An 18,981-nucleotide genomic window follows, 5' to 3' on the forward strand; every position below is an offset into this window, starting at 1 on the left:
GCCGGATGTCACTTGGTGCTGCCGGCCAGCAGGCCGTTGACGATGTAGCGGTTGAAGGCCAGCGCCAGGAGTGCGGGGACGATGATCGCCAGTACACCGGCCGCGTTCAGCAGTGTCGACGGTACGACGTGCCGTCCCTGGAGAGAGGCGATGACGACGGTCAGCGGCTGCGTGGACAGATCACTCGACAGCACCAGCGGGAAGAGGAACTGACCCCAGGCGAACAGGAAGGTGATCAGAGCGGTGGAGATGATGCCCGGTCTCGCCAACGGCAGCAGCAAATGCCACAGCACTTGGAGCCGGCGGGCGCCGTCGACCAGCCCAGCCTCCTCGATCCCGACCGGCAGACTGGCGAAGTAGTTGTGCAGGATCCAGGTCGCCAGTGGCAGGAAGCCCGAGACGTACACCAGGACGATGCCGGTGTAGGTGTTCACGAGTCCGAACGTGCTCATGATCCGGTAGAGCGGGATCAACGTCGTGTACGCCGGGAACGCCATCGTCGCCAGAACGGCGTAGAACAAGACGTTCCGGCCACGGAACCGCATCCGCGCGAACGCGTATCCGGCCAGCGTCGCGAGCAGCACGGTCACGATGGTCGCCGCACCGCACTCGACGACGATGTTCACCGCGGACTGCCGGATCTGCGCCGGGACGTCACTGTCGCCGGTCAGCAGCGTCGCATAGTTGTCCAGCGTGGCATTCGTCGGCAGGTAGTGCGCGGGCTTGGCGCGTGCGTCCGCCTCTGTCTGCAGGCTGGTCTTGATCGCCCAGTAGATCGGCACCAGGGACCAGATCAGAATCGCCGCAACCCCGAAACCGCGGGCGCCGGTCCGTCGTTTCACAGCTCGACCCTCCGGTAGACCAGGCGGACCACGACCAGCGAGATCAGCAGCGTGACGATGGTGATCAGCAGGGACAACGCGTACCCCTGACCGAAGTCGAGATCCTGGAAGCTGATGAAGTACGTCTGCATGGTGACCGAGGCCCCGGTGTTCGCCGCACCGTTCAGGACGTACGGCTGATCGAAGACGTTGAGCGTGGCAATGACCGCCTGCACCATGGTGACCGCGATGCCCGGCCGGGCCAGTGGCAGCGTGATCCGCCGGAACGCCGACCACGACGTACAGCCATCGATCTGGGCGGCCTCGTACAGCTCGCCCGGAATGAGTTGCAGAACGGCCAGGATCAGCAGGACCGAGAGCGGCGCGATCTGCCACACCTGGACCAGTTCGATCAGGGCGATCGTGAGCAACCGGTTCTGGCCGAGCAGTACGGCGTTGCCGTCACTGAGGTGGAGTGACGACAGCACGCTGTTGATCAAACCCGCGTTGGGATCGAAGATCCCGGTCCACAGGATGCCCTCGACCACTCCCGGCATCGCCCACGGCAGGATCAGGATGGCGATCACCAGGCTGCGGCCGCGGAACGGCTTCTGCAGGACGACAGCGGCGCCGATACCGATCAGGGTGGACAGAGTCACGCCGATCACGACGTACAGCGCGGTGTTCCCGATGCTGCCGATGACGGCAGGGGAGTGCCAGAGCCGGGTGAAGTTGCCGAATCCGTCGAACCGCGTGGGTGGATCGAGTGCGTCGACCTTGAAGAACGACTGCACGACGGTGAACACGGCCGGCACCAGCGCCAGGCAGGCGATGAAGATCATCACCGGCGCGACCAGCAGGTACGGCAGCAGGTCGACGCGGGAACGGCGTACCGGTGCGACGCTGGTCGGACCGGCCGGGGGACGCGGTGCTGCCCCCTCGGCCGCCATCGGTTCGGTGGTCGAAGAGCTCACCGTCACGACCCGGATGCGAGCTGGTTCGCCGTGTCGCCGATCGTCTTCATCGCCTGCTCGACCGACATCGGGCCGGTCGCGGCAGCGTGCAGGTTGGTGTAGACCGCGTTCGAGAACTTCGGGTACCACGACGGCGCGCCACCCTCGAACACCGGCTTGGAGCCCTTCAGCATCGGCTCGAGATCGGTACCACCGACCAGATTGCCCTTAGCAACCATCTGCTGGACCGCCGACAGGTGCGAGGGGATCGGGTACGTCGCGAAGGTCTTCTCCGGACCGTTCACTCCGGCGAAGTCGGCCTGCTGCTCGGTGGCCGTGAACCACTCGATGAACTTCGCGGCGGCGTTCGGGTACTTGGCCTCCTTGGGGATGCCGACACCGTCCGGGTTGCTGAGGTTCGCCGCTGGGCCCGAGGCGCCCGGGGTCGGCAGGTACTTCACCTTGCCGACGACCGACGACGACGCCTTGATGTTGTACAGCGTGCCGACGTTGCCGGAGTAGTCGGAGAAGGTGCTGGCCACCTGGCCCTTGGCCATCAGGTTCTGCTGTCCCTGCGAGTCGGTGACGTTGATGTTGCCGGGCGGGACGAGACCGGTCTTCAGCGCGTCCACCATCCACTGGGCCGCCTTGTAGCCGGGCGAGTCGGGGCTGGTGAACTGCGGCTTGCCGTCCTTGTCGAGCACCGTCCCACCGAACGCGCCGGTGGTCTCGTACCAGTACGTCGACAACCCCTCGGCGGCCGCGAACGGGATGTTCAGCGGATGCTCGGCGACACCCTTCGCCTTGATCGTCTTGAGCGCCTCGGTGTACTCGTCCATCGTCTTCGGCGCCGGATTCGCGCCGGCCTTCTGGAACATCTCCGTGTTCACGGTCGTCACCATGAACGAGGCGTCGTACGGGACACCGACCACGTGACCGTCGACGGTGAACGACGCGAGCTGCGGTACGTCGGCCTCCATCGCCTTGGTGTCGATGTAGGTGTCCATCGGGTAGAACCACTTCAGCTTGCCGAGCTGACCGACCCGGGACCAGTCCACGTTGGTGGCGTCGGCGAAGTAGGTCTTCGCGGTCGCGGCGGCGGAGATCTTGCTCTGCAGGCTGTCCCAGTCGATGTTCACCCAGTTGACCGTGATGCCGGTGTCCTTGGTGAACGCGGCCAGCGCGGCCTTCGGTGGTGGGTCCGACGCGAGCGCGACGGTGATCGTCACTCCGCTGGTCTGGGTCGAGCCACCACTGCTCTGCTTGTCTCCCGACCCCGATCCGCCGCAGCCCGCCAGCACGAGGGCGAGGCTGGTGACGCCTGCCATCAGTGCTGCGTTCCACCGCGCTGTACCCATCCGACGACTGGTCCTCAGCATGGTTTCTCCGTTGTGATCCCGGCCCTGGCCGAAGCGGCCGGCGTACGAGTGAGAGACGCTGCACAGTTGCGCATTCGATCGCGCGAATTTGATGCGAACGTAGCTGAATGAAAAACAACCGGTCAAGGCATTCGATTACATGCGCAGGATAATGCGCAAGTGCTCAAAAAATGTGCATCTTGTACAGTGCCCGATGTGCGGAAGTCAGAGCGGTTGAGTGCGATCCTCGATCAGGTCGGCGAGCACGGCAGCGTGGACGTCGCCGCGCTGGCCCGGGCGCTCGGCGTCTCGGGCGCGACCATCCGCCGGGACCTGCAGCTGCTGAGCCGCGACCAGTTGCTCGTCCGCACCCACGGCGGAGCGATGTCCAACGAGTCCGGGGACGAAGTGCCGACCCGGGTCAAAGCGGCGCTGCGGCAGGCGGAGAAGCGGGCCATCGGCAGAGCCGCGGCCTCCTTCGTGGAGGAGGGTGCTGTTGTCGGCATGACCGGCGGCACCACGGCCCTCGAACTGTCACGCGCGCTCGCGCGACGTCGCGGAATCACCGTGGTGACGAACGCGATCAACATCGCCTCCGAGCTTGTCGGTCACGCGGGCGTCCGGCTCGTGCTCATCGGCGGGATCGCGCGCTCGTCCTACGAGTTGGTCGGCCCGGCCGCCGAGGCGATGCTCGCGAACTACCACCTCGACATCGCGTTCATCGGCGTGGACGGACTCACGCCGGAGGAGGGCTGTACGACGTACGACGAGATGGAGGCGCAGACCGACCTCGCGTTCCTGCGGCGGGCGTACCGCAGTGTGGTGATCGCGGACAGTTCGAAGCTCGGGCGGGTGACGTTCGCTCGGATCAGCATGCTCTCCGGCGTCACCGATGTCGTCACCGATCGGGGCGCTCAGCCCGGCCAGCTGGAAGCTCTCCAGCGGGCCGGGGTGCAAGTGACCGCGGTCTGAACGGGATCAGTGGCGCTCGGCAACGACGAGCTGGAACTTCTCGAACGTCAGTTTGACGGTGTTGTGCCGTGCGTCGACGGTGCCCAGGGACGTTCCGTTGAAGGGATCGGTCAAGGTGTATTTGCCCTTGCCCAGGCCGCGCAGCTCGACGTCTCCGTCCCATTGGTCGGCGTAGAAGGCGTAGTGCAGCGTGGGGTCCTTGGCGATGACGTGTGTCTCCGGCAGGTCGAACCCGACGTCGTACAACTCACCGCGGTACTCGCCGGTGGGCAGCATGTTCTCCTCGTACAGGTCGACCCACTTGCGCCAGAGCGCCTCCTTCTCCGGGGTCAGGACCTTCTCCCGCCCCGGCTTCGTGCCCGGTGGGTCGCTCGGGTACGTGAACTTGGTCGACAGTACGGCGCCGACGCCGTAGCTGGAGGCGAAGTCGTTGCCTCCGTCACTCAATTCGACATGGTCGCCGGCATAGCTGCTGCCGTTCCCCATCAGCGCTTTCATCGACTTGGCCTTGGTCCGGACCTGGTACGACGACGTCGGGTCCGAGCCCGGGTACTGGTCGACGTACGGCAGGTTGTGGAAGGCGAACGCCGTACCGCACGGGCAGAGTTCGACGACCGCGTTGCGATTCTCGCCGTGCGCGGCGTCGTGGATCGCCTTCCAGAACTGCGCGAGTCCCTCTGTCGACTCCTCCGGGCGGGCGTGACCGTGAGCGGGGTTGTAGCAGGGCGTGACGCCGTTCAGATGCTGCCCGTCGATCTTGAGTCCTTCGTAACCCCAGTCACCGATGAACTTCCGCGCCTGCCCGGCGAAGTAGTCGATCACCGGTTGGTACGCCGGGCACAGGGTCCACGCGTCCCACCAGGTCACCTGTTGTTTGTTGCCATCGCGGTCGAGCAGCAGCATGTCGGGGCGTTCCTTGAACAGGTTGCTCTCGGGATCCGCAGCCAGCGGAGCCCACCACAGCCGGGGGAGCAGGCCGGCGTCGCGAATGTCCCGGGTGAACGCCCGCATGTCCGCGTCTCCGCCGGGGAACTTCGCCAGGTTGATGTCCCAGTCGCCCTCGTTGGTCTGCCAGCCGTCGTCCAGGCCGGCCCACTTGAACCCGACGTCGCGGACCTTCGGCAACGTGCCGAGCACCTGCTCGACGGTGAAGTTGCGCTCGTATCCCCATGCACACCAGACCGGAGCGTACGCCGACTTCGCGACCTTGGGCGCCCGCAGACCGAGGTCGCCCATGTAGTCGCGGTACCGCTGAAGTGGCACGAAATGGTCGCTCGAGTGGACCGTCACGAAGGTGGTGTCGGTCGTCAGGCGTTCTCCCGGCTTCAGGGTGCGTGGGGTGTCGCCCTCGATCGCGATGCTCGCTCCGTGCTCCGACTTGCGGACCGGCATTCGCAGAATCCGTGCCTTGGGCTCGACGTGTCCGACGGAGATGCCGCCGGTGCGACGCCAGATGGTCGCCATCGGGGTGCCGCCGCCGTAGTCGGAGGCATCCATGCCGAGCGAGTTCTCCTGGACGAAGTCGTCGGTCACCGGTTGCACCCAGTCGCGCCGGTCCTCGTGGGTGGAGCCGGAGAAGGTGTAGAACCCGCCTGGTGATTGCAGAAGTTCGTGGGCTCCGTTCCGCCAGCCGGTGATGTCGAGCGAATTGCCGGACAGGTTCGTGTAGGTCACCTGCATGACGGCCATGCCGCTCAATCGCTGGTAGCAGGTGAGCTCCACGGTCTTCCGCACGTCTTCCTTCGAGTCACCCTCGATGGTCACCTGCACACCTGCGCCATGCCGGGAATGCCAGGTCTTCCGCGTCCGGTGTTCCCGGTAGGCGAAGGTGTCGATAACCGTGTCGCCGAGGAGCAACGCCTCACCGGCGTCGAACTGCGTCAGCCGCGAGCCGTTCAGCGCGACGCTGCTGTGCAACTGGTCATCGAACTCAACAGTGATGGAGGTATCCCCAACGCCCACGACCTTCGGGCCCCGCGCCGCCCCTGCCGCCGCAGCCGGCAGCGCGGCCAAACCTGCGCCCCCCAAGGCGATCTTCAACACGGTCCGCCGCTTCATATTGGTCATGCCAAAACCCCTCAGGAGTGAAAGCCGACGCAGCGCAAATATGCGCGATGAGTCCTGAAACGTAATCCGGCGAACACATTCCGTCAAGACACCGATGAATTCGCGCACACTATTGATCAAAACGCGCAATTTGCGGTCCCGATACGATCCCCCACCCTGGACAGTCGACCGGGGGAGGCGCACTGTGAGAACAGACGTCCGCCGGGAGGAGCGGGCGTCACATTCGGGGGAGACCGTTGTCGGGGGCGATTTCGCATCTCCTTGCTCATGCTGATCGAAGGAGAGTCATGTCCAGAAGGGGAATCGCGGTCGCTGTCGGCATCTTGTTCTTGGTTCAGATGGTCACCGCCATGGTCGGGACGTCACTGATCGACGCGTTCGAGAACGGCGATACCGACCGCGCACCGTTGACGGTCGGCGTCGTACTGATGATGTGCTCCGGGATCGCCGTCGTGGGGATCGGCCTGCTGATGTACCAGGTCCTGAAGGACGTCAATCAGAGGCTTGCGATCTGGTATCCGGTGATGAGAGTCATCGAGTTCACCGTGTCCACTGTGTGCGGGATCTATCTGCTGACACAGTTGGAGGTCGTTCCGAATCACCTGCTCTGGGTCTACATCCCAACGGTAATTGGCGGTCTGATCCTCACCTACCTGCTGTTTGTCTCTCAGATCGTCCCTCGGGCGATCGCGGTGCTCGGGCTGGTCGGCTACGCCTGTCTCTCGCTCGGAGTCGTCCTCGACCTTCTCGGCGTACTCGATCTGAATGAGGGAGCAGGCCTTGTGCTCCTGATTCCAGGCGGGCTGTTCGAGGCCGTGGCCATGCCGATCTGGTTGATCGCCAAGGGATTCAGGCCGGCGGTGACGGCGCCCGGAGTCGGGACACCGGCGTTGGCGACGTAGGGCGAACGCGCGTAGTTCGGAGTCAAGGGGTCTCCTGCGGGTGTGACCTTTCGCGGTTGTCGAGGCGTCTAAGGGGGTGACGCGACGACATGACAGCCGATTGCGGGCGGGGTGAGATGTGTGCGCACCGAGGTTTCGATTCGTCAGGAACAGTTGACGGTTGGTGAGATCGAGCCGCTGCATTATCGAGCGGTGGCCGATCTCCACGACGACAGGAGTTTTCTGCAGATCCCGTCCTGGGCTCAGGTCAAGACCGGCTGGGAATCCGAGCTACTGGCGTGGCGGGACGGCGACGGACGGGTCGTCGGTACGACGCTGGTGCTGTTTCGGCAGGTGCCAGGTTTGTCCCGGTGGTATGCGTATCTGCCTGAGGGCCCGGACATCGATTGGGCGGATCCCTGGCTGGAACGCTGGCTCGATCCGCTGCTCGACTATCTGGAGCGACGGGAGGCTTTCGCGGTCAGGTTGGGACCGCCGAAAGCCTTACGGCGTTGGCAGGCAGCCACCTTGAGGTCGGCTGTCGCTCCTGGCCGCCGGGTGGACCATGTCCTGCCCGATGTGGTGGAGCCAGTCGGGTCGGCGATCGCCGATCGGTTGAGGACCCTGGGATGGCATCGATGCGGCGAGCGGGAATCGGCAGGCGATGCGCAGCCGCGGTATCTGTTCCAGGTCCCGATCGCGGGTCGCGATCTCGTGGCCGGCTTCAGCAAGGAGTGGCAGCGCAACATTCGCAAGGCGTTGAGGTCGGGGGTCGACGTACGACTCGGGGCCGAGCGCGACCTGCCGACGTTCTATGAGCTTTTGAGCGCCACCGAACGACGCAACGGGTTCCGCTCGGGGCGGTCGTTGGCGTACTACCAACGCCAGTACCGGGTGATGAACGGCGAGGTGCCGGGGCAGATGCGGTTGTATTTGTCGAGCTGGCGGGACGAAGTACTTGCGGCCCACACCATGAATGTCGTCGGGCGGCGTGTCTGGTATCAGGCGGGCGGGTCCGCCGATCACCGTCGCGACGTCAGGCCGAGCCACATCCTGCAGTGGAAAATGATGGCGGACGCCCAGAAGCTCGGCGCCGAGCGGTACGACATGCGCGGTGTGTCGGCTTCGCTGGATCCGGATGACGCCGCGTACGGGCTGCTGCGGTGGAAGCTGGGCACCGGCGGCGAGGTTGTCGAGACCGTCGGCGAATGGGAGCGGCCGCTTCCCGGACCGATCAACCGCACCCTGCACCGGGCGATGACCCACTTCCGTCATCGCCGCCGCTCGGAAAAGGACCGGGGCTGAGGCAACATGTCATCGTTCCCAGGAACGATGAGGAGGCTCCATGGACTGGCGAGACATTCAGCTGTCCGAGTGTCCGCGTGGCACCGATGCGGAGATGCTGCGGTTCGCGGTCGATCGGGTGCGGCAGCAGTTCGCCTGGAAGACCGGCGGTCTCGACGCAGAGCAGCTACGCCGTACGCATGCGCCGTCGACGATGACGCTGGCGGGCTTGGTGAAGCACATGACGTTCGTCGAGGACGGCTTCACCGCGCAAGCGGCGGAGCAACCTCTCGGGCCGCCGTGGGACGTCCGTAGTTGGGTCGAGAACGACGAGTGGGGCTGGGAGTCCGCGGTCTCAGACGACCCGGAGCAGCTCTACGCCCAGTGGTACGCCGCCGCGAAACGCTCCCAAACCACGTGGGCGCAATTGAGCGCGGGCGGCGGTCTCGACGTGGTAATCGACACCGGCGAACCGGCCTGGGCCAAGACTCGCCGCCGCTTCCTGATCGATCTGCTGGAGGAGTACCTCAAACACACCGGCCACGCCGACCTCCTCCGCGAAGCCATCGACGGCCTCCGAGGCAACGACCCTCGCTGAACCGGGCCGGACGCTATCGGATGTCAGCCTGTGGGAGCTTGGCTTCGAGGGTGGCGCCGCCGCTGTTGGCGGTGTGGATGGTGATTGTGCCGTGGTGGCGTTCGATGATGGTGGCGACGATTGCCAGGCCGAGGCCGGTGCCGCCGGCGTCGCGGGAGCGGGCGGGGTTGAGGCGGACGAAGCGGTCGAAGACGTGGGAACGGTCGGCTGGGGGGATGCCGGGACCGTCGTCGCTGATGGTGAGGACGACGGTGGTGTCGGACTCCGTGAGGGTGAAGGCGATCCGGCTCCGGGCGTGCCGCGCGGCGTTGTCGGCGAGGTTGTGGATCATCCGGGCCAGTGCCGCCTCGTCGCCGCGGACCTGCCCGCCCGACACTCCCGCCGTGTCTATCGTCAGGCTTGTTGCCGAACGCAACCGTTGTGCCTCGGCGAGGATGAGGTCGTCGAGGTCGACCGGGGTGTTCGAAGGTTCTGTGTGGTCCTCGTCGGAGCGGGCCAGTAACAGCAGATCGTCAACCAGGCCTTGCATCCGCACGTCCTCGTCGAGGACCGTCGTCGCCAGCTCGGTGACGGTCGTGCGCTCGGGATGGGCCTGGGCGACCTCGGCGTGCTGGCGGATTGCTGCGATCGGGGACCGCAACTCGTGCGAGGCATCGGAGACGAACCGTTGCCGGCTCTCCTGTGACCGTTGCAGGCGGTCGAGCATCCGGTTCATCGTCCTGGCCAGCCGGCCGATCTCGTCGGTGCGTACGGCGGGAACCCGGCGGTGAAGCTCGCTCGCGGTGATCTCCTCGACCTCACGCCGGATCGCGGTGACCGGCGCCAGGACCCGCCCCGTCACCACCCAGGTCACGCCGCCGACGATCAGCATCATCAACGGCACCCCGACGACGAGGACGCGACGGACGAACCGGGTTGAGTCCAGCACATCCACCAAGGGCTTACCCACGATCACGTCACCACCGGTGGCGAGCGGTGCCGCGGCGAAGACGAAGTCCTCCGGATAGCCGGGAGGCTCGACCGAGACGCAGCCGTTGGCCGGCGGAGAAGCGAGGGTCTCGCCACCTGTAGTCCACTGGATCAGTTCGCCACTCGTCGACTGCGGCCGCTCTGCGGCGGTCGCCGAGCTCAGCTGCGCAGCTCGGTCCCGCGCGTCCTGGCACACCTGGTCGGTGAGCACCGAGCCGAGCAGCGCGACGAGCACCAGGGCACCCGCGATGAGCGCGACGCCGAGCACCAGCACCGCCGTGAGTGTCACCCGCAGCCGCATGGCACGACCTCCCCATCGTCAATCGGCGAGTCGGTAACCGGCTCCGCGCAGGGTCGTGATCGAGTCCTGACCGAGCTTGGTGCGGAGTCGCCGGATGTAGACCTCGATGATGTTCGGGTCGCCGTCGAAGTCGTAGTCCCAGACGTGGTTAAGGATCGTTCGTTTCGAAACCACCTGACCGTGCCGCCGGACGAGGAACTCCAGCAACGACAGTTCCCGCGCGGTCAGCACCAGCTCGACCTCCCCGGCCCAGACTCTCCGGGCCGCGGGATCCAGCCGCAGGTGGCCGGCTTCCAGGACGCACGGTCGTTCTGCGGCACCCCGCCGTACCAGGGCTCGCAGCCGGGCGATCAAGACGGCGTACGAGAACGGCTTGGTGAGATAGTCGTCCGCGCCGGTGTCCAGGGCACGGACCTGGTCGGTGTCCGCATCCCGTGCCGTCAGCATCAGGATCGGCGTCCACACCCGCTCGGCCCGAAGCGTCGCGCAGATCTCGAACCCGTCGATCTCGGGCAGCATCAGATCCAGCAGGACGACGTCGTACCCGTACTCGCGGGCGAGCCACAGCCCGTCGGTCCCGGTCAGCGCGACATCGACGGCGTACCCCTCGGCCTCCAGGCCGGCCCGCAGACCTGTGGCCAGCCGGAGCTCGTCCTCCACCACCAGCGCGCGCATCACCCACCTCCAGGCGATCCTCCTCCATTCTGGCTGAATCCCGGCTGAATGCACCGTTCAGCCGGGATTCAGCCGTGCGGACCTACCGTCGGCCCATGGCGACCATCGAGGCGATCGGCCTGAGCAAGCGGTACGGCGCGCGCAACGCCCTCGACGGACTCACCTTCGCCGCGGACGCGGGCGAGGTGATCGGGTTGCTCGGACCCAACGGCGCCGGGAAGACGACCACGATCCGCCTGCTCACAACGATCCTCGAGCCGACCGGTGGGACCTTCACCGTCGCCGGCGTACCCAGCGATCAGCCGCACCGGATCAGGCAGCGCATCGGCGTTCTGCCGGAGAGCGCCGGCTATCCGGAGCGGCAGACCGGCGCGGAGTACCTCCGCTACGCAGCGCGGCTGTTCGGATCGAGTCGGCACGATGCACGCGCGGTGGCGGGACGATTGCTGACCGACGTCGGTCTCGGCGATCGAGCGGGTGCACGGATCTCGACGTACAGCCGGGGGATGAAGCAGCGACTCGGGATCGCCCGCGCGTTGGTCAACGACCCCGTGGTCGTGTTCCTGGACGAGCCGACGCTCGGCCTGGACCCGGGCGGTCAGCGCGAGATCCTGAGCACCATCGCGGATATCGCCGAGCGACGCGGAGCGACGGTGGTGCTGTCGACCCACACGCTGACCGAGGTCGAGGAGGTCTGTGGCAGCGTGCTCATCCTCGACCACGGCAGGCTTCGGGCGGCCGGACCGATCGCTGGGATCGTCGCTGGAGCGGGCAGCCTGAGTGCCGCGTTCCTCGAGCTGACCGGGGAGAGCGGTCATGACTAGGCCGTGTCTGGTAATCCCCCGCCTACTGCGCGGCACTCGGCACCTGCTCGCTACGGCGCGGGATTACCAGACACGACCTAGGTGGACGGTGATAGCCGAACAGGAGACCCGCGACCTCTGGATCGGCGGCCGTGGACCGGTGCTGGTGTTCGGATTCAGCATCCTGCTCAGTGCGATGACCTACCTGGCCGCGACCAATCAGGCGATGAACTTCCTCGAGCAACGCGAGGCGGTCAACCTCACGGTCCAGGTCGGGCTGGCGGTCGGGGTCCTGCTCACGGTCGTGGTCAGTGCGGATGCGATCAGCGGCGAGCGCGAACGCGGCACCTTCGAGGCACTCCTGCTCACGCCTGTGTCCCGGCGCGCGATCGTCGTCGGCAAGCTCGCGGCCGCCTCGACGATGTGGCTGGCCTGCCTGGTCGTCACGCTCCCTTATCTGTGGGTGCTTGGGCGCGGGGTGGCAGGCGCAGGCCAGGCGGCGCTCCTCGCCTTGACTGTCGGGACGCTGGTCGCGGTCGGGCTCGGCGGCATCGGAATGCTCTTCAGCGGCTGGACGAACTCCAACAAGACCAGCCTGGCGTGCGGCCTGCTCATGCTGCTCGTGCTGTTCGCGCCGACCCAACTGCCCGCGTTGCCGCGGACCGGATTCGGCCAGGTGCTGACCCGGATCAACCCGATCGGGTCCGCCCTGCACTACATCTCCCAGATCCTTGTCAGCCGCCGCGCCTGGACCAGCGATCTCAGCTATCTGGCTGCGCCGGTTGTGGTCGCACTGGTCGTCATCGCGGTCCTGATCGCGGCCGGTCCGCGACTCGTCCGGCTGACAGCGGGGCTGCGATGAACCTGCTCAGCCTCATCGCCACCGTGGTGATGGCCAACCCGACAATCACCATGAATCAGGACCAGCTGACCACGCAGCTCGGCCAGACCCTCACCGTGGAGTCGGTCGTCAGCGAGTCAGGCCCGGCCATCGCCCATCTCAACGTGGTCAGCCTCGACGGCGTGTACGTCGACCTGGAGGACTGGACGCAGGACGTCACCCAGCCGGTCCCGTCCGGCCGGGAAACCCAACTGGACTGGGAGTTCCAGGCCGTGAACCCCGGTCACTTCGCGGTGTACGTCGTACTGATCCCGCAGAGCGGAGCTCTCGTCGCAGGACCAGCGGTCCACGTCACCGTGTCGCCTCGCCAGACGCTCGACACCGGTGGTGCCCTGCCGGTCGCGATCGCCGTACCGGCACTACTCGGTGCCGTCGCGCTGATCGGGCGTCTCAGACGTGCAGCAAGGGCTTGACCTCCTTGCCGAGGAAGTGCACGAAGGCGTCGAGGTCCGGTTCGTCGCGGCACGGTTGGATGGAGACTGTGGTCACCCCTGCGTCGGCCAGTTGCAGGATGCGGTCGGCGATGGTGCGGGCGTTGCCGGCGGCACCTACCTCTGGCCCGCCTGGAATGTCCCAGTTGGCCGAGTCGGCCGGCTGCTGCAAGCGATCGTGGACCGGCCGCCCCAATCAGCAGCGCCACGGGCTGGAGCGGTGGATAGGTCAACGCGACGTCGTCCAGTTGCACGTAGCGGCCGGACACCGTGACGCGGTTGCCGTCCAGCAACTGGCGTAGTGCTGTCGCGTACTCGCGCAACAAGGTGAGTGGCGCCTCGGCCCGCACTCCCGCCTGCTCCATCCATGGCTGTACGCCGTGACCGATGCCGGCCACGAACCGGCCGGGAAAGAGCCGATCGATGGTCGCGATCTCCATGGCCGCCTGGGCGACAGAGCGCAACGGCACCGGCAGTATGCCGATCCCGACCCGCACCCGCGAGGTGGCTTCCAACCACCATGCTCGACGCGGCCACCGACAGTCTCGACGCACGCGCCACTGGATGCCAGTCTTGTCGACCACGGATCGACCTACATCAGGAGGCGAGAGTGGAGATCCCGGCCGGGTTCGAGGAACTGTTGTCATCGACAACAGTCGCGTTCGTTGGGACGATCGGCAAGCGGGGTGAGCCGCAGGTGACGCCGCTGTGGTTCCTCTGGGACGGCGAGCGCGTGCGGATCAGCCTGGTGGAGGGCCGGCAGAAGTTGCGTAACCTGCAACGCGACCCGCGGATCTCGGTCGTGATCGTGGACCCGGCGCGGCCGACCTACTACCTGGAACTGCGCGGCCGGGTCGACGAGTTGGTCCCCGACCCGGATCTCGCGCTGGAGCAGGCGATCGCCCGCAAGTACACCGGCGACTGGGAAGACGTCGAACCGCCGGGTACGACGCGGTACGCGGCGGCGATCATCGTCGAACGCACGACAAGCCAGCTCGGGAGCCCTTGACTCGACGTCCCAGCGGGGCTGTAATCGATGTCTCCAGCCGTGTTGACGTAAACATCCTTACTGCCCGTCCGCCCCGACGTAAGGACCCCGGATGAGACTGATCAGACTCGCCGTCCTGACCGCAACGCTCACCCTGCTGGCCCCGGCCGCGATCGCCGCCCCGGCCCCACCCGCACCCACGACCTACAACTCGTTCCGCCCCGGTGCCGAATGGCTCGACACCACAGGCCAAGTGATCCAGGCACATGGCGGCCAGGTGGTGCCGTCGACCGACCAGCGCGGCCGGCGGATCTGGTATTGGTACGGCGAGGACCGCAGCAACGGGTACTTCAACTCACCCGGAGTCCACGTCTACGCGTCGTACGACTTGTACAACTGGAAGGACCAAGGACTCGCTCTCCGGGCGATGAGTTCACCGGACCAGTTCACCAACGACAAGTACTTCGCCAAGCTCTACAAGCACTACACCGCCGCGCAGAAGGAGATCGTCTGGCGCGACCTGTCCACCAACAGCGTCCGTACCGACGGCTGGGTCAGCCCGTCGATCCTCGAGCGCCCGAAAGTGATCCACAACAAGGCGACCGGCAAGTGGATCATGTGGGTGCACTCCGACGGACCGTCGTCCCCGACCGGTACGTCGACGTACGCGCGGGCCGAGGCCGGGGTGGCAATCGCGGATTCGCCGACCGGGCCGTTCCGGTGGATCGACTCCTACCGGCTGAATCGTGTGCCGAGTGATTCGGTGCCGTGGTGTGGGACCGGGTCCGCCTTCGACCCGGCCGGCGGTATGGCGCGGGACATGAACCTGTTCGTCGACGACGACGGGACGGCGTACATCGTCTACTCCTCCGAGGAGAACCGGACGATGTACATCTCGAAGCTGAACAAGTCGTACACGTACCTGTCCGCGCCGCCCGGCAAGGCAGTGCAGGGGAAGGATTTCGTGCGGACGCTCGCGTGCAACCAGCGGGAGGCGCCGGCGATGTTCAAGTCCGAGGGCACCTATTACCTGATCACGTCCGGTGCCACGGGATGGGATCCGAACCCGGCGCGCTACGCCACCGCCACGAGCGTTCTCGGCCAGTGGACGGACAAGGGCAGCCCGATCAGTGGGGCCGGCGCGGCGGACACCTACCGGTCGCAGAGTACGTCGGTGATTCCGGTCGATCCGGCGCGGAACAAGTACGCGTTCATGGGCGACCGGTGGACTCCGGATGACCTGGCCAACGCGCCGTACATGTGGATGCCGATGAGCTTCGGGGAGGGCGGCAGTCTGTCGATCGGCCCCGACCAGGAGTGGACGCTGGGCGACCTGGCGCCGTACCAGCGCTGGACTGTCGAGACGGCGCTGCCGGATCACGTGTGGCTGAACGACACGAGCACCCTACCGGCCGCGGTCAGTGTGAAGACGGCAGCGGGCTCGCAGCAGGTCGCGGTCACCTGGGATGCGTCGACCGTCGCGCAGCCCGGACCGGCGAGCCTCCGCGGCACTCTGTCGGACGGGCGTACGTTCACCCGGTCCGTCATGGTCGTCCCGCACAACGTCCGGTACGCCGTCAACGCGGGCGGTGCTGTGACGCCGGACTGGCAGACGTTGATGCAGACCGCTGCTGGCGAGGGAGCGCTGCTGAATTCGGGCCCGGAGCAACCATTGGGAACCGATCCCGTCACTGGGACGACCTGGGGCTACACCGGGTCGAGCGCACCCGCGGGGAGTGGGGATCTCTACAGTACGTTGCGCTACGCCAAGGATCACGAGGCGCTCGTCTACACCTTCGGCGGCCTGCAGCCGGGGACGTACACGGTCCACGCCGGGTACTTCGATCCGTGGCCGTGGGCCAACCGCGCCGCCGAGGTGACGGTCAACGGCTCGCTCGTCGACCAGCAGCGCCTGTTCACGGGCACCGGTACGGCGGCGTCGTACGGCGGCATCGCGGTCGGTGCCGACGGCAACATCACCGTCTCCATCGCGCCGACCCGCGCACCAGACATCCAAGTCAGCTGGCTGATGGTCTCCCGCGACAGCTGACCTATGCCCCCGGCGGACCGTCGGAAAAGGGCCCGCCGCGCAAGGTGTATTCCCTCAATGCTCAGGGTCTGGAATATCTCGACGAGTTCTGGAGGACGTGGAGCTTCCTCTCCGAACGGCTCGAACAGCTCCGCGAAGGAGGTCGCTAAATCCGCCGGTCATCTTCCTCGACGAGCCGACCACCGGGCTCGACCCGCAGGCGCGGATCGAGGTGACGAGCGCCACATCATCGTCGACGGCACCCTCGCCGAACTCAAGCAACTGCTTCCGCCGGCCAAGGTCGAGTACGTCGAGAAGCAGCCGACCCTCGAGGACGTCTTCCTCACCCTGGTCGGCACGGACAAGTAGGGGACACCATGGCCACGCATCTCTTCGGCGACACCGCCGTACTCACTGGGCGCTCGCTGCGGCACATCACCCGCAGCCCGGACACCATCATCACCACCGCGCTCATGCCGATCGCGATGATGCTGCTGTTCGTCTACCTGTTCGGCGGCGCGAGTGCGTTCTCGTACCCGCTCATCTTCCTGCCGTTCCTCAGTTCGGCGTTCGTGCCTACCGAGACGATGCCAGGTCCGGTGCGCGCTCTCGCCGAGAATCAGCCGGCGACGTCCATCGTCAACACGATCCGCACACCCTCCCTGGTCGGTGTCTGAGGCGTGTCAGCCGCATGTCAGGGCCGTCGGCGATCGTCGTTCGCAACAACCATGCGCCTGTGCATGCCACAAACTTCCCGAAAGGACCAAGCATGTTCGCACGACTGGGGTCGCTGGTCGTTCGCCATCCGTGGCGGACGATCGGCGCCTGGGTGGTGATCATCGTCGCGGTGGTCGCGACGGCCCCGGCGCTGACCGCGACCACCGACCAATCCGATTTCCTCCCTTCGCACTACGAATCGATCCAGGCAGCCAAGCTGCAGGAGAAGGCCTTTCCGAACGCCGCCGCGCCCGCCGCGATCGTGGTGTTCGAACGAACCGACGGCGCGCCGCTGAGCGCGCCCGACGCGGCAGCGGTCGGGTCCATCGCCGATCAGCTGAACCAGGCACACCTGAAGGATGTCACCGGAATCCAGGCGGTCCCACCGTCGGAGAATGGGCTCATCCAGATCGCCGCGGTACAGATGACCAAGGTCAGGAACCCCAGCGACACCAGGCAGAACGACGCGGTCAAGGCTCTGCGTACGGCGTTGCAGGACAAGCTGCACGGCACCGACCTGAAGGCCGGCGTCACCGGTTCGGCCGCGCAGACGCTCGACGCGCAGGAGTCGTCGACCAAGGGCCTGGCGATCATCGGGATCGCCACCGTGGCGTTGATTCTGGTGCTGCTGCTCCTGATCTTCCGCAGCCCGGTGATCGCGCTGTTGCCGATCGTGGTCATCGGCGCGATCTCGACGGTCGTCAACGGCCTGATCGCCACGGTGAGCAAGGCGTTCGATCTGAAGATCGACAGTTCGGTCAGCACGATCCTGCTGGTGGTGCTGTTCGGGGTCGGCACCGACTACATCCTGTTCCTGATGTTCCGCTACCGGGAACGGCTGCGAGTCGGGGAGGATCCGAAGACGGCAATGGTCAGCGCCGTCACCCGGGTCGGTGAAGCGATCACCTCCGCGGCCGGTGCGGTGATCATCGCCTTCATGGCCCTCACGCTGTCGACCTTGGGCTTGTTCCGCGCGCTCGGTCCGGCGCTGGCGATCGCTGTCGCGGTTGCACTGCTGGCGGGGCTCACTCTGGTGCCGGCCATCGTTTCGCTGTTGGGCACCAAGGTGTTCTGGCCGTCGAAAGCGTGGCGTGTGGAGCCGAAGGGTGCCGTCTTCGCCGCACTGGGTCGCGGGCTCGGCCGCCGTCCGGCGGTGTTCGCGGCGGCGTCCGGTGGTCTGTTGATCGTGCTGGGTGTGTTCGCGATCGGGTTCAACCCGACGTTCGATCTCACCTCCGGCTCGACCTCGAACGCCTCCGAATCCACGGTGTACAGCAAGGAACTGCTCAAGGGCATGCCGGCCGGCGTCACCCAGCCGTCGGATGTGCTGCTGCAGTCGCCGAACCCACTGAACAAGACCCAGCTCGACACCTATCGCACCGAGCTGACCCGAGTGGACGGAGTCGGTGAGGTCTCGGAACCCGCGCTGTCGCAGGACAAAACGGTCGCCCACTTCCAGGTCACGCTGAAGACCGCGCCCGAATCGGACCAGGCGATCGAGACTGTCCGGGGACCGCTGCGTACTGCGGTCCACGAGGCCGCACCGCCCGGGACCACCGCGGTGGTCGGCGGTCTGACGTCGGTGTTCGTCGACTTCCAGGATGCGATGAACCACGACTACGCGGTCGTGTTCCCGGTGGCGGCGATCCTGATCATGATCGTGCTGGCGCTGCTGCTGCGTAGCCTGGTGGCGCCGTGGTACCTGATGGCATCGGTGTTCCTGGGCTTCGGGGCCACGCTGGGTGCGACCGTCATGGTGTTCCAGCACCTGCGCGGCGAGAGCGGGCTCATCTTCACCCTGCCGGTGATCATGTACCTCTTCGTGGTTGCCCTAGGCACCGACTACAACATCCTGATGGTGGCGCGATTGCGGGAGGAGGCGCGGGAGGGTCGTAATCCTAGGGAAGCTGCCGCCTTGGCCCTGCACCACACCGGGCCGACCATCGCCGCGGCGGGTGTCATCCTGGCGGGCACGTTCGCCTCGATGATGCTGGCGGGCAACTCGACACTGGCGCAGATGGGCTTCGCCATCTCGGTCGGTATCGCGATCGCGGCGTTCGTGATGGCGATGTTCTTCACTCCGGCGCTGACCGCCCTGATCGGCCACCGCGCCTGGTGGCCGGGCCACGGTGACACCCAGCAGAAACCCCAGCAAACCGAGGACCGAGAGCCGGTCCGCATCAGCTGATCCCTACGACCGAAGCCGGGCTGTCCGTTACGGGCAGCCCGGCTC

Annotated in this window: 19 protein-coding genes and 1 pseudogene; 12 read left to right on the top strand and 8 right to left on the bottom strand. The window is 66.4% G+C overall.

Annotated elements, in window-relative coordinates; translation table 11 throughout:
• Positions 1 to 8: 8 nt before the first annotated feature.
• From E0H73_RS30390 to E0H73_RS30400, 3 genes are read right to left on the bottom strand one after another with little or no spacing between them, the layout of a single operon-like run.
• Complete coding sequence (locus E0H73_RS30390) at positions 9 to 842, bottom strand: carbohydrate ABC transporter permease (protein ID WP_131362023.1); 834 nt, start codon at positions 840 to 842, stop codon at positions 9 to 11.
• On the bottom strand, positions 839 to 1,801 hold the full coding sequence (locus tag E0H73_RS30395; RefSeq protein WP_131362024.1) for a carbohydrate ABC transporter permease: 963 nt from the start codon (positions 1,799 to 1,801) through the stop codon (positions 839 to 841). Before E0H73_RS30395 ends, E0H73_RS30390 begins: the two co-directional genes overlap by 4 nt.
• Entirely contained in the window at positions 1,798 to 3,132 is a 1,335-nt protein-coding gene (locus E0H73_RS30400) for an ABC transporter substrate-binding protein (RefSeq protein ID WP_165555882.1), read from the bottom strand. Before E0H73_RS30400 ends, E0H73_RS30395 begins: the two co-directional genes overlap by 4 nt.
• 216 nt (positions 3,133 to 3,348) lie before the next feature.
• Between E0H73_RS30400 and E0H73_RS30405 the strand changes: the two genes are divergently transcribed.
• Positions 3,349 to 4,104 (top strand): DeoR/GlpR family DNA-binding transcription regulator, encoded by a 756-nt coding sequence (locus tag E0H73_RS30405; RefSeq protein WP_131362026.1) that lies wholly within the window; start codon positions 3,349 to 3,351, stop codon positions 4,102 to 4,104.
• Positions 4,105 to 4,110: 6 nt separating this feature from the next.
• Here E0H73_RS30405 and E0H73_RS30410 read toward each other — a convergent pair whose 3' ends face one another.
• Complete coding sequence (locus E0H73_RS30410) at positions 4,111 to 6,171, bottom strand: glycoside hydrolase family 36 protein (RefSeq protein WP_131362027.1); 2,061 nt, start codon at positions 6,169 to 6,171, stop codon at positions 4,111 to 4,113.
• Positions 6,172 to 6,458: 287 nt separating this feature from the next.
• Between E0H73_RS30410 and E0H73_RS30415 the strand changes: the two genes are divergently transcribed.
• The 3 genes from E0H73_RS30415 to E0H73_RS30425 all read left to right on the top strand — a co-directional run bounded on the left by E0H73_RS30415 (position 6,459) and on the right by E0H73_RS30425 (position 8,934).
• Positions 6,459 to 7,073 (top strand): DUF4386 domain-containing protein, encoded by a 615-nt coding sequence (locus tag E0H73_RS30415; RefSeq protein WP_131362028.1) that lies wholly within the window; start codon positions 6,459 to 6,461, stop codon positions 7,071 to 7,073.
• 120 nt (positions 7,074 to 7,193) lie between these two features.
• Entirely contained in the window at positions 7,194 to 8,357 is a 1,164-nt protein-coding gene (locus E0H73_RS30420; protein WP_131362029.1) for a lipid II:glycine glycyltransferase FemX, read from the top strand.
• 40 nt (positions 8,358 to 8,397) lie between these two features.
• Positions 8,398 to 8,934, top strand: a complete 537-nt coding sequence (locus tag E0H73_RS30425; RefSeq protein WP_131362030.1) for a mycothiol transferase — start codon at positions 8,398 to 8,400, stop codon at positions 8,932 to 8,934.
• Between the two features lie 13 nt (positions 8,935 to 8,947).
• On the opposite strand, the gene E0H73_RS30430 is transcribed toward E0H73_RS30425, so the two are convergent.
• Both E0H73_RS30430 and E0H73_RS30435 read right to left on the bottom strand, forming a co-directional pair.
• On the bottom strand, positions 8,948 to 10,204 hold the full coding sequence (locus tag E0H73_RS30430) for a sensor histidine kinase (protein WP_131362031.1): 1,257 nt from the start codon (positions 10,202 to 10,204) through the stop codon (positions 8,948 to 8,950).
• A gap of 18 nt (positions 10,205 to 10,222) precedes the next feature.
• On the bottom strand, positions 10,223 to 10,879 hold the full coding sequence (locus E0H73_RS30435; RefSeq protein ID WP_131362032.1) for a response regulator transcription factor: 657 nt from the start codon (positions 10,877 to 10,879) through the stop codon (positions 10,223 to 10,225).
• A gap of 95 nt (positions 10,880 to 10,974) precedes the next feature.
• Between E0H73_RS30435 and E0H73_RS30440 the strand changes: the two genes are divergently transcribed.
• The 3 genes from E0H73_RS30440 (at position 10,975) to E0H73_RS47435 (ending at position 12,996) form a co-directional block, all read left to right on the top strand.
• Positions 10,975 to 11,703: an ABC transporter ATP-binding protein gene (locus tag E0H73_RS30440; protein WP_131362033.1), complete on the top strand. Its 729-nt coding sequence runs from the start codon at positions 10,975 to 10,977 to the stop codon at positions 11,701 to 11,703.
• 88 nt (positions 11,704 to 11,791) lie between these two features.
• Positions 11,792 to 12,544 carry an ABC transporter permease gene (locus E0H73_RS30445; RefSeq protein ID WP_238164378.1) on the top strand — a complete coding sequence of 251 codons (753 nt, stop codon included), beginning with the start codon at positions 11,792 to 11,794 and terminating at the stop codon, positions 12,542 to 12,544.
• Complete coding sequence (locus tag E0H73_RS47435) at positions 12,541 to 12,996, top strand: hypothetical protein (RefSeq protein WP_131362035.1); 456 nt, start codon at positions 12,541 to 12,543, stop codon at positions 12,994 to 12,996. The genes E0H73_RS30445 and E0H73_RS47435 overlap by 4 nt, the downstream gene beginning before the upstream one ends.
• Here the strand turns inward: E0H73_RS47435 and E0H73_RS47440 are convergent.
• On the bottom strand, positions 12,974 to 13,186 hold the full coding sequence (locus E0H73_RS47440) for a hypothetical protein (RefSeq protein WP_238164379.1): 213 nt from the start codon (positions 13,184 to 13,186) through the stop codon (positions 12,974 to 12,976). The genes E0H73_RS47435 and E0H73_RS47440 overlap by 23 nt on opposite strands.
• A 34-nt stretch (positions 13,187 to 13,220) precedes the next feature.
• Positions 13,221 to 13,661, bottom strand: a pseudogene (locus E0H73_RS48450) (LLM class flavin-dependent oxidoreductase); the annotation flags it as partial.
• Here E0H73_RS48450 and E0H73_RS30460 point away from each other — a divergent pair.
• The 5 genes from E0H73_RS30460 to E0H73_RS30485 all read left to right on the top strand — a co-directional run bounded on the left by E0H73_RS30460 (position 13,625) and on the right by E0H73_RS30485 (position 18,936).
• Positions 13,625 to 14,023: a PPOX class F420-dependent oxidoreductase gene (locus tag E0H73_RS30460; RefSeq protein WP_165555883.1), complete on the top strand. Its 399-nt coding sequence runs from the start codon at positions 13,625 to 13,627 to the stop codon at positions 14,021 to 14,023. The pseudogene E0H73_RS48450 and the gene E0H73_RS30460 overlap by 37 nt on opposite strands.
• Positions 14,024 to 14,114: 91 nt before the next feature.
• Entirely contained in the window at positions 14,115 to 16,052 is a 1,938-nt protein-coding gene (locus E0H73_RS30465; RefSeq protein WP_131362037.1) for a glycoside hydrolase family 43 protein, read from the top strand.
• A 57-nt stretch (positions 16,053 to 16,109) separates the two neighbouring features.
• Positions 16,110 to 16,400 (top strand): hypothetical protein, encoded by a 291-nt coding sequence (locus E0H73_RS30475; RefSeq protein ID WP_238164380.1) that lies wholly within the window; start codon positions 16,110 to 16,112, stop codon positions 16,398 to 16,400.
• A gap of 8 nt (positions 16,401 to 16,408) precedes the next feature.
• Complete coding sequence (locus tag E0H73_RS30480) at positions 16,409 to 16,708, top strand: hypothetical protein (RefSeq protein ID WP_272949161.1); 300 nt, start codon at positions 16,409 to 16,411, stop codon at positions 16,706 to 16,708.
• Positions 16,709 to 16,800: 92 nt separating this feature from the next.
• On the top strand, positions 16,801 to 18,936 hold the full coding sequence (locus tag E0H73_RS30485; protein ID WP_131362038.1) for an MMPL family transporter: 2,136 nt from the start codon (positions 16,801 to 16,803) through the stop codon (positions 18,934 to 18,936).
• Positions 18,937 to 18,981 lie beyond the last annotated feature (45 nt).

Source organism: Kribbella pittospori (assembly GCF_004331465.1).
In the GTDB taxonomy this organism is placed as follows: domain Bacteria; phylum Actinomycetota; class Actinomycetes; order Propionibacteriales; family Kribbellaceae; genus Kribbella; species Kribbella pittospori.